The sequence below is a fragment of the Aureimonas sp. Leaf324 genome (assembly GCF_001423245.1).
Lineage (GTDB): Bacteria > Pseudomonadota > Alphaproteobacteria > Rhizobiales > Rhizobiaceae > Aureimonas.
This window is the reverse complement of the sequence record NZ_LMOH01000021.1, coordinates 1-9,076: the sequence shown is the minus strand read 5'-3', so window position 1 is coordinate 9,076 and position 9,076 is coordinate 1. Positions and strand designations below refer to the sequence as shown.

The following is a 9,076-nucleotide window of genomic DNA, read 5'->3' as shown; positions in this document are numbered from 1 at the left end:
GACCGTCCGGTTGCCGAGAGCGACTGTGAACCCGCCATTGTCGGCGAAGTTGAGCGCAAGGCTCGCCCCCATCGTGCCCATGCCCAAGACGCCGAGATCGGCGATGCGCTCGCTCATGGCAAAGCTCCTGTGTGATCGCTGTGAAAAAGGGCTGCCACGTTCAGCGCGCCGCGCCGAAATCGAAGAGCTTCATGTAGGCGGCGCTATCCTCGCCCCCGATCCCTGCGGCCACCATCATGCGGTGGAGATCGGTGATGAGGTTCGTGAGCGGCATCGGCGTTCGCAGTTCCATCGAGAAGCGCTGCGTCGCCTCCAGGTCCTTCAGCATGTTGTCGATCCGCCCCGTCGGCGTCAGATCGAACCGCGCCATCTTGCCCATGAACTCCTGCAGGATGCGGCTGTCGGCGCGCCCGCCGGCGAGCGCTGCCGGGATACGCTCCGCATCGACGCCGGCGTCGAGCGCAAGGCGCGTCGCTTCCGCGACGGCGAGGAAATTGCAGGCGCAAAGCACCTGGTTGATGAGCTTCGTCGTCTGCCCCGCGCCGCAGGGACCCATATGGGTCATGTTGGCGGCGACCGCCGACAGCACGCCCTTCGCCCGCTCCACCTCCTCCGCGTCGCCGCCCATCATCAGGGTCAACCGACCTTCGGTCGCGGCGGGCGCACCGCCGGACAGCGGCGCATCGACCCATCCGAGGCCGGTTTCGGCGCGCAGCCGCGCGCCCATCGCGGCGGTCGCCTTCGGGTCGGTGGAGGACATGTCGATCAGAAGCATGCCGTCCCGCGCATGGCCGGCGAGCCCGTCGGTGCCGAACACCACGGCCTCGACGATCTCGGCCGTGTTGAGGCTGAGAATCACGACATCACTGGCGTCCATCAGCGCGCTGGAGCTTTCCGCGACGGCCGCGCCCTTTTCTGCCAGCGGCGCGGTCTTCTGCGCATCGCGATCGCGCAAGGTGACGGTGTGCCCCGTCTCGAGAAAGCGGCCCGCGATGGCGCTGCCCATCACGCCCACTCCGACGACGCCGATCCGCGTTTGGCTCATGATTGTGTCTTTCGATAAGGGAAAATCAAAGGGCGGGACGGCGGGGCGCGGCGGTGGTGCCCCGCGGCACGACCTCGATGCCGAGGTCGATGGAGGGGGCCCAGTCCGCACCCCGCCCGTCGAAGAGATCGCGCAGGAGCTCGCCCGCCCTGGTGCCGATACCCTTGGCATCGACGCGGATGGTCGAGATCGCCGGCTCGCATTCGCGTCCGAGTTCGAAATCGCCGAAGCCCATGAGGCTGAGACGGCCCGGCACGTCGATGCCCTGGCGCCGGCATTCCATCAGCGCGCCGAAGGCCGAGCCGTCCGACACGGCAAAGACGCCCTCGACATCCGGCATATCGCGGAGCAGGAGCTTCATCGCCGCCCCGCCGTGGGCGTAGGACACGGGCGCCGAGCCGTGACGCAGGATGAGGCCGGTCTCGATGCCCTCTTCCTTGAGAACGGCGGCAAAACCCTGCAGGCGTGCCTCGCCGCGCACGTCGCGAACGTCGCCGTCCGCCTCCGAGCCGAGGGCAGCGATGCGCCGGAGCCCCAGCGACAGGAGGTGGCGGGCGGCGGCGCGCCCGGCCTCGAAATTGGAGAAGCCGACCGCCCGGTCGAGCGGGGCGCTCGGCGCCTCCCAGATCTCGACGACCGGAATGCCCGCGTTCATCAGCATCCGGCGCGTCGAGGCCGTGTGCAGCGTGCCCGCGACGACGATGCCCTGCGGGCGGCGCGCCAGGAGCGAGCGCACCAGCCGCTCCTCCTCGCCCGCCTGATAGAGCGTGTAGCCGATGAGGAGCTGGTAGCTCTGCCCCAGCGCCTCGGCGAGCCCTTGCGCGGTGTCGGCGAAGTTGGAGTTGGTGAGGGTCGGTAGGATCAGGCCGACGAAATTGGTACGCCGCGAGGACAAGGACCCCGCCACGAGATCCGGGACGTAGCCGAGCTGGTCGACCGCGCGCATGACGCGCTCGCGCGTCTCGGGCGCGACGATCGAGGGGTCGGCCAGCACCCGGCTCACCGTCATCGTCGAGACGCCCGCGAGCTTGGAGACATCCCGCATCGTGGGCTTCGTCAGAACTTCGGCGGCCGTGCCGGCCTTCTTCTGTCGGGCCATCCTCGCCCTCTCCTTTCCGCGTTCGTGCGGCCGAGCCCTCAGGCGAGACGGCGGTAGACCACATGGCGCAGCGTGCCGTCGAAGAGGGTCATGAGCTTTGCCATGACCGGCGCCCCGCGCGCCCGCACGGGCGAGACCTCGGCCTCCACCACCGCGTCCGCCGAGGGATAGTCGATCTCCTGCACCAGAACGAGCGCCGGCGCGCCGTCCTCGCGACGTTCCATGCGCAGCACGCGGACGGCCATGGCGCCGGGCATGGCCTGCCAGATCGGCATCAACTCGGCCATGACGAGGTCGTAGAAGGCCTCCTCGCAACCGGGCCGGATCGTGCCTTCGAAGAGGGCGCTGCGGGTGTGGATGGCCATGTCAGAAATGCAGGTGCACCTTGATCGCGCGGGTGCGGTCAGCCGCCATCTCGAAGGCGGCGCCGAGTTCGCTCATCGGCATCTCGGCCGACATCACGGGCGCCACGTCGATCCGGTCGTTGGCCAGCCAGTCCACCGCCGTGTGGAACTCCTCGCAGAAGCGGAAGGCGCCGACGAGGTCGATCTCCTGCGCCATCAGCATGTTCACCGACACACCGACCTCGCCCGGCGGCATCATGCCGAGCTGCACGATGCGCCCGCCCGGGCGAACGGCGCGCACCAGCGAGGCGAGCGCGGGCGGCGCGCCCGTCGCCTCGAAGCCGACGTCGAAGAATCCCTTGCTCGCTTCGAACGCGGCCAGACGCTCCGGTGCCGTCGCGACGTTGATCGTCTTGTCGGCGCCCGCCTGCCGCGCCAGCGCCAGCGGCTCGTCCACGAGATCGGTGACCGCGACGACGCTCGCTCCCGCACGGCGCACGGCGAGCGTCAGGAGCATGCCGATCGGCCCGGCGCCGGTGATCAGGACGCGCTTGCCGAGGAGGTCGCCCGCGCGGGTGAGGCCGTGGATCGCGACGGACAAGGGTTCCGCCAGCGCGGCCTTCGCCAGCGGCATGTCCACAGGCACCGGCACGGCCTGGTCGGCGCGGCAGGTGAAGCGCTCGGCAAAGCCGCCCTGCACATGCGGGAACATCGCGGCCGAGCCGAAGAAGCGCATGTTGCGGCAGAGGTTGGAGCGGCCCGCCCGACAGTAATCGCAGTGGAGGCAAGGCCGGCTCGGGTTGATGGCGACGCGCTGGCCGATCGCCAGCCCCGACACGCCCTCGCCCAGCGCCTCGATCTCGCCCGCCACCTCGTGGCCGAGAACCAGCGGCTCGCGCAGCGCGAAGTCGCCGACGCGGCCCTTGCCCCAATACGACAGGTCCGATCCGCAGATGCCGCCCGCCCCGAAGCGCACGAGCACGTCGCCCGGCGCGACGGTGGGCTCGGGGCGCTCGTCGAGGCGCAAGTCCCTGGCGGCATGGATCACGGCGGCGCGCATGAGCTGGGGCTCCTTCCAGCAGCTCCATCCAAGCCGCTGCAGTTTGTTATCGATAACAGAAGAAGATGGATCGCGAAAGGGTCGTTTGCTTGGCCGGCGGCTCAGTCCCGCCAGCCGTCCCCATGGGCGTTGACATAGATCGCGTAGAGCGAGGTCTGCGCGGTGATGTAGAGGCGGTTGCGCTTGCGTCCGCCGAAGCAGAGATTCGACACCATCTCCTCCACCGGGATCGAGCCGATATGCGTGCCGTCGGGGGCGTAGACGTAAACCGCGTCGGCGTTGGACGCCCAGATGTTGCCGTTCGCGTCGGAACGGAACCCGTCGAAGAAGCCGTTCGGCGAGCGGGCGAAGAGGCGCCCCTCTCCCAAGCTGCGCCCGTTCATCACGGGATAGGCGCGGATCGCGGGCTCGCAGGCCGGATCGTGCGTGCGGCCCGTTTCGGAAACGTAGAGGATCGTCTCGTCCGGCGAGAAGCAGAGGCCGTTGGGCTTCAGCATGTCCGACACGACCACCGTCACCTCGCCGGTCGCCGGGTCGAGCCGATACACGTTGGAGGCACCGATCTCGGAAGGCGCGCGGTGGCCCTCGTAATGAAAGTCGATCCCGTAGGTCGGATCGGAGAACCAGATCGTGCCGTCGCGCTTCACGACGACGTCGTTCGGCGAGTTCAGTCGCTTGTCTCCCCAGTGCGAAACAAGGGTTCGCCAGACACCGTCATGGTCGAGGCGCGAGATTCGGCGCCCGCCGTGCTCGCAGGCGACGACACGCCCTTGTGCGTCGAGGGCGTGGCCGTTGTGGTAGCCGCAGGGGCTCTCGAAGACCGAGACGCTGCCGTCGCATTCGTCGTAGCGCATCACCCGGTCGTTCGGGATATCCGACCAGAGCACGGACTTGGCGGCCGGCACGTGGACCGGCCCCTCCACCCAACGCCCGCCCGTCCACAGCCGCTCCAGCTTGGCGTGGCCGATGAAGAGGTTTCTGAAGCGGTCGTCGTGAACGACGTAGGTCTCGGCCATGGCGGGGTCAGTCCGTCGGCAGGGCGTAGTCGTCGGCGCGGAAGACGGTGTGGAAGATGTCGCCTTCATAAAGCTCGAGCAGACCCTTCGTCACTTCGCGGGATTCGAAGCGCACATCGGAAGCGAGCGCCGTCTCGATCGCCTCGCGCGAGGGATAGCGAACCTGCAGCACCATCTCGAAATGCGGCTCGGCGACGTCGGCCTCCTCCTGGCGGAGAACGCGCACCTCTTCGGCGCCGGGAAAGCGCGTCCAGAGCGGCACGAGCTTGTCGCGCACGTACGCGGAAAATTCTGCTTCGGAGCCGGGCTTGGCGCGGCCGCGAAAGAAGGCGCAGCGGATGAACATGGAAGACGTCCGATCGATGGATTCAGAAATGGGCCCGGCGCGGCGCGCGCGCCGGGCAATGGCGGCGGCCGTGTTACTTCACGCCCCAGATCGCCTTGTAGGCGTCGCGATAGCCGTTCTCCGGATCGAAGGCGTTGGTCGGGCCGCCGTCGAACTCGATGTTCGCCTTGGTGACGATGTGCAGCGGCGAGACGTAGCCGGACCACGGCTGGCCCGCGAAGGCGCGGTTCAATTCGTCCACGAGCTGCCAGCCCTGAAGCTTCAAGGGCTCGGCGACGGTGACCGCCTGGAACTGGCCGGAGCGGATGCGCTGGTAGGACGATTCCGACCCGTCGCCGGCGGCCACGTTCACCGGCTTGCCGTCGCCCGCAATGCCGGCTGCGGCGAGCGAGGGGCCCATGAAGTCGAAGTAGAGATCGTTGATGGCGAGCGAATGGGTCCAGGCGTCACCATGGCGCTGAAGAAGCGAGGTGGTCAGCTGCGGCATTCGGGTCGAGGTTTCGGCGATCGGCGTGTCGACATATTCGACCACCGTGCCGCCGAGCTTCTCGATCTCGGCCTTCATGGCGTCGGCCTTGGCGATCGCGACGGCGTAGGTCGAGTCGGTGAAGATCACGACGCCCGGCTTGCCGTTCGCGTCGACATAGGCCCAGTCGGCGGCGGCTTTGGCCACCTGCATCGGGTCGGTGGTCACGTTGGCGAAGACGCCGGCGGAGGCGACGGGACCGACCTCGGGCGCCGTGTGCCAGGCGACGATCGGAATGTTGGCGTTCTTGGCCTGCTCCAGACCGGCCTGCTGTTCCACCGCGTCGAAGCCGGCGACGACGATGCCGTCGGGGTTCAGCGCGATGCCCTGGCCGACGGCCGCCGTGCGGCCCGAGATGGAGCCCGCGCCGTCGATCGTGCGGACCGTCCAGCCGGCGGCCTTGGCGGCCTCCTCGATGCCCGACACGACGCCGAGAATGCCGCCGTTCTTCATGTCGCCGGCGAGCACCACGATCGTCTTGTCCGCGGCGATCTTCGGGCCGGTGGTCGGACCGTCCCAGGTCGTGACGCGGGAGGCGTATTTGTCCACGGTCGCCTTGGCGTCCGCCATCGCGTCGGCGCGCGCGCCGGGCGCGGCGGCGACCAGAAGGGCGCCGCCGAGGAGCAGTGCGGAGAGAAGCGTCTTCATGTGGTTTCCTCCCGAGGATGATGGCGGCCCGCTTGGTTCCTCCCGGCGGGCCAGTTGCGTTATTTCGCGCCGCGTCGGCGCTGGGCGTAGGCGGCGATGCCGATGGCGACGAGCAGCGTCATGCCGTTGAACAGGGGCTCGACATAGAAGGAGCCGCCGAACTGCTGGATGCCGGAAATGCCGACCGCGAGCACGATGACGCCGACCACCGTGCCCCAGACGTTGACGCGGCCGGGCTTGATCGTGGTCGAGCCGAGAAAGGCCCCGACGAGCGCCGGCAGCAGGTATTCGAGGCCGACGCTCGCCTGCCCGATCCGCAGCTTGGAGGCCAGAAGCACGCCCGTCAGCGCGGTGAGGAGGCCGGAGGCGACGAAGGTCGCCATGGTGAAGTGGCGGACAGGAATGCCGTTGAGCGCGGCGGCCTTCGGATTGGCCCCGATGGCATAGAGGTAGCGGCCGACGGGCGTGTATTCGAGAACGAGCCAGAGGAAGACGGCGAGACCCAGCACATAGAAGCCGCCGATCGGGAGCCCGAAGACCATCGTGCCGTTCAGCGCCAGGAAGCCTTCGGGGAGCGGGGCCACGACCTGCCGGCCGCCGGTGTACCAGAGGGCGAGCGCATAAAGCACGGTGCCCATGCCGAGCGTGGCGATGAAACTGTCAATCTGCGCGACCTCGACCAGAAGCCCGTTGAGGAGGCCGACAGCCGCGCCGAGCGCCAGGACGATCAGCACCGCGACCGGCCAGGGAATGCCGAAGGCCGTCTGCAGCGAAATCGCCAGAATATGCCAGAGCACGATGCCGTAGCCGACCGTCAGGTCGATCTTGCCGGCCGTCATGGGGATCATGGCCGCGAGCGCCAGGAGCGCGATGATCGACTTGTCCGAGACGATGGAGCGCAGGTTCAGAAGCGTCGGGAAGGTGCGCGGCAACAGGAGCGCGAAGAGAAGGATGAGCAGGAGCGTCAGGATCGGCAAGCCGTAGACCGGCAGCAGGCGCATGGCGGCCTGCGACTTCGACAGGCCGCGCATTTCGGCACGCGTCGGCTCCAGCGCATTCGACTTGATGGAGTTCATGGGGACGGTCTCCCGGGCGCGCGACCCAAAGGCGGGGCGGCGGTGAAGGGGTCAGGCGGCTTCGGAGGCACTGGCGGCGGCGATGACGCGCTCGGTCGTCACGGCGTCGCCGGAGAGTTCCGCGATGATCGTGCCGCGGTTGAAGACAAGCGCCCGGTGGCAGAGCGTCGCCACCTCCTCGAAGTCGGTGGAGACGACAAGGACGGCGAGACCAGCGGCGACGGCGGCTTCCACGAGGCGGTAGATCTCGGCCTTGGCGCCGACATCGACGCCGGCCGTCGGATCTTCCAGGATGAGGAGGCGGCGGCCGGTCTCCAGCCAACGGCCAACGATGACCTTCTGCTGGTTGCCGCCCGACAGGCCCTCGATGGCAAGATCGGGATCGTTGGGACGAAGGCCGATGCGGCGGCCTAGCTCGCGCGCGGCGTCGCGCTCGCGCCCCGGCGAGCGGAAGGACAGGAGCTTGCGGCCAAAGGCGCCGGGATTGAGGAAGGCGTTCTCGCGCACCGACAGCGCGGCAGCGACCGACTCCTCCGCCCGGTCGCGGGCGACGAGCCCGATGCCGGACTGGAGCGCCGCGCGCATGGAGGAAAGGTCCGGCGCCACGCCATCGATCGAGACCGAGCCCGAATGCGGCTGCGCCCCGAAGAGCGCGCGCCCGATGGCCTCCTGGCCGGCGCCCCGCAGGCCGACGAGCCCGAGGATCTCGCCCTCGCGGATGTCGAAATCGACCGGCCCCGCGCCCGCTGTCGCCAAGCCGCGCACCGACACGCGCGCGGCGGCATTGACCGGCGCCGGCAGCTTCTCGTAGAGCCGGAGCGAGCCGGTGCCGACGATCTGGGCGATAAGGTCGGCGGGCGTGAGGTCGGCGATCCGCCCCTCTCCCGCCAGCGCGCCGTCGCGCAGCACCACGGCCCGGTCGGCGACGCGGAAGATCTCGTCCAGCCGGTGCGAGACGTAGATCACGCCGACGCCGTCGCCGGCGAGCCGCCGCACCGCCGCCATCAGCTTCTCCACCTCGTCGGCGGGCAAGCTGGCCGTCGGCTCGTCGAGGACCAGGAACTGACACGCCGTGGCGAGCGCGCGTGCGATCGCTACCAAAGACTTTTCGGTGCGCGACAGCGAGGCGACGCGCGTGTCAGGATCGAAGTCGCAGTTGAGCCGAGCCAGCGCTTCCACGGCCTGGGCTCTGACGCCCGACCAGTCGACGAGCCCACGCCTGGCTCCGCCACGCCGGGGATATCCGTTGGCGATGGCGACGTTCTCGGCGACCGTCATCCACTCGATGAGGCCGAGATCCTGGTGGACGAAGGCGACCTGGCGCCGCGCGCCCACTGTGCCTTCGCTCCCGTGAGAATAGGGCGTACCGTCGATCGCGATCCGCCCGACATCCGCCTTATGGATGCCGCCGAGGATCTTGATGACGGTGGACTTGCCCGCGCCGTTCTCGCCGAGCAGCGCCACGACCTCGCCGGAACGAACGGAGAAGCTGACACCCTTCAGCGCCTGGGTTCCTCCAAACCGCTTGGCAATGCCCTCGAACCGAAGTTCGCTCACGACAACCTCCCAATCATCGACGTCGCAGATGTTATCGATAACTTAGGGGGTGTCAATAGGTGTCAGGTGATGGGCCGGATCCTTGTGTTGACGATCATGGGATAGCGCAGCGATCTGACCGCCGTGAAGGGAACAGCATAAGTCGTCATAAGAAGATCCCGCGCAGATGGCAGAGTTTAGGGTCAGGACCCATTGATATGAGGTGTGCCGTCTGATTCCAGGCTCCATTCCGGGGGACTGGATAGGCGCGATCTGTACTGGCTGCGCGGCGACAAACAGGATGAGACTGGGCGTCAATCAGGATGAGACGGACGGCGCGGGCCGCATCGTAGGGAGGGCGTAGCCCGACCGGAGGTGTG

Annotated in this window: 10 protein-coding genes; all 10 read right to left on the bottom strand. The window is 68.4% G+C overall.

Translation table 11 applies throughout. The annotated features are described in order from the left end of the window. Positions 1-117: NAD(P)-binding domain-containing protein (locus ASF65_RS22090; RefSeq protein ID WP_244486645.1), on the bottom strand; the 117-nt coding region annotated here is incomplete at its 3' end. Between the two features lie 43 nt (positions 118-160). Beyond that, on the bottom strand, positions 161-1,045 hold the full coding sequence (locus ASF65_RS12165) for an NAD(P)-dependent oxidoreductase (RefSeq protein ID WP_055889508.1): 885 nt from the start codon (positions 1,043-1,045) through the stop codon (positions 161-163). Between the two features lie 25 nt (positions 1,046-1,070). Then, complete coding sequence (locus tag ASF65_RS12160) at positions 1,071-2,090, bottom strand: LacI family DNA-binding transcriptional regulator (protein ID WP_055889513.1); 1,020 nt, start codon at positions 2,088-2,090, stop codon at positions 1,071-1,073. Positions 2,091-2,182: 92 nt separating this feature from the next. Then, a complete protein-coding gene (locus ASF65_RS12155; protein WP_082505508.1) occupies positions 2,183-2,509 on the bottom strand; it encodes a hypothetical protein in 327 nt (108 codons plus the stop codon). Position 2,510: 1 nt separating this feature from the next. After that, entirely contained in the window at positions 2,511-3,548 is a 1,038-nt protein-coding gene (locus tag ASF65_RS12150; RefSeq protein WP_055889505.1) for an L-idonate 5-dehydrogenase, read from the bottom strand. A 101-nt stretch (positions 3,549-3,649) separates the two neighbouring features. Continuing rightward, complete coding sequence (locus ASF65_RS12145) at positions 3,650-4,564, bottom strand: SMP-30/gluconolactonase/LRE family protein (protein ID WP_055889502.1); 915 nt, start codon at positions 4,562-4,564, stop codon at positions 3,650-3,652. A 7-nt stretch (positions 4,565-4,571) separates the two neighbouring features. Further along, positions 4,572-4,910, bottom strand: coding sequence for a hypothetical protein (locus tag ASF65_RS12140; RefSeq protein ID WP_055889498.1), 339 nt, complete (start codon positions 4,908-4,910; stop codon positions 4,572-4,574). Between the two features lie 73 nt (positions 4,911-4,983). Continuing rightward, positions 4,984-6,084, bottom strand: coding sequence for a substrate-binding domain-containing protein (locus ASF65_RS12135; RefSeq protein ID WP_055889497.1), 1,101 nt, complete (start codon positions 6,082-6,084; stop codon positions 4,984-4,986). Between the two features lie 59 nt (positions 6,085-6,143). Next, positions 6,144-7,160 (bottom strand): ABC transporter permease, encoded by a 1,017-nt coding sequence (locus ASF65_RS12130; protein ID WP_055889495.1) that lies wholly within the window; start codon positions 7,158-7,160, stop codon positions 6,144-6,146. Between the two features lie 51 nt (positions 7,161-7,211). After that, positions 7,212-8,717 carry a sugar ABC transporter ATP-binding protein gene (locus ASF65_RS12125; protein WP_055889494.1) on the bottom strand — a complete coding sequence of 502 codons (1,506 nt, stop codon included), beginning with the start codon at positions 8,715-8,717 and terminating at the stop codon, positions 7,212-7,214. Positions 8,718-9,076 lie beyond the last annotated feature (359 nt).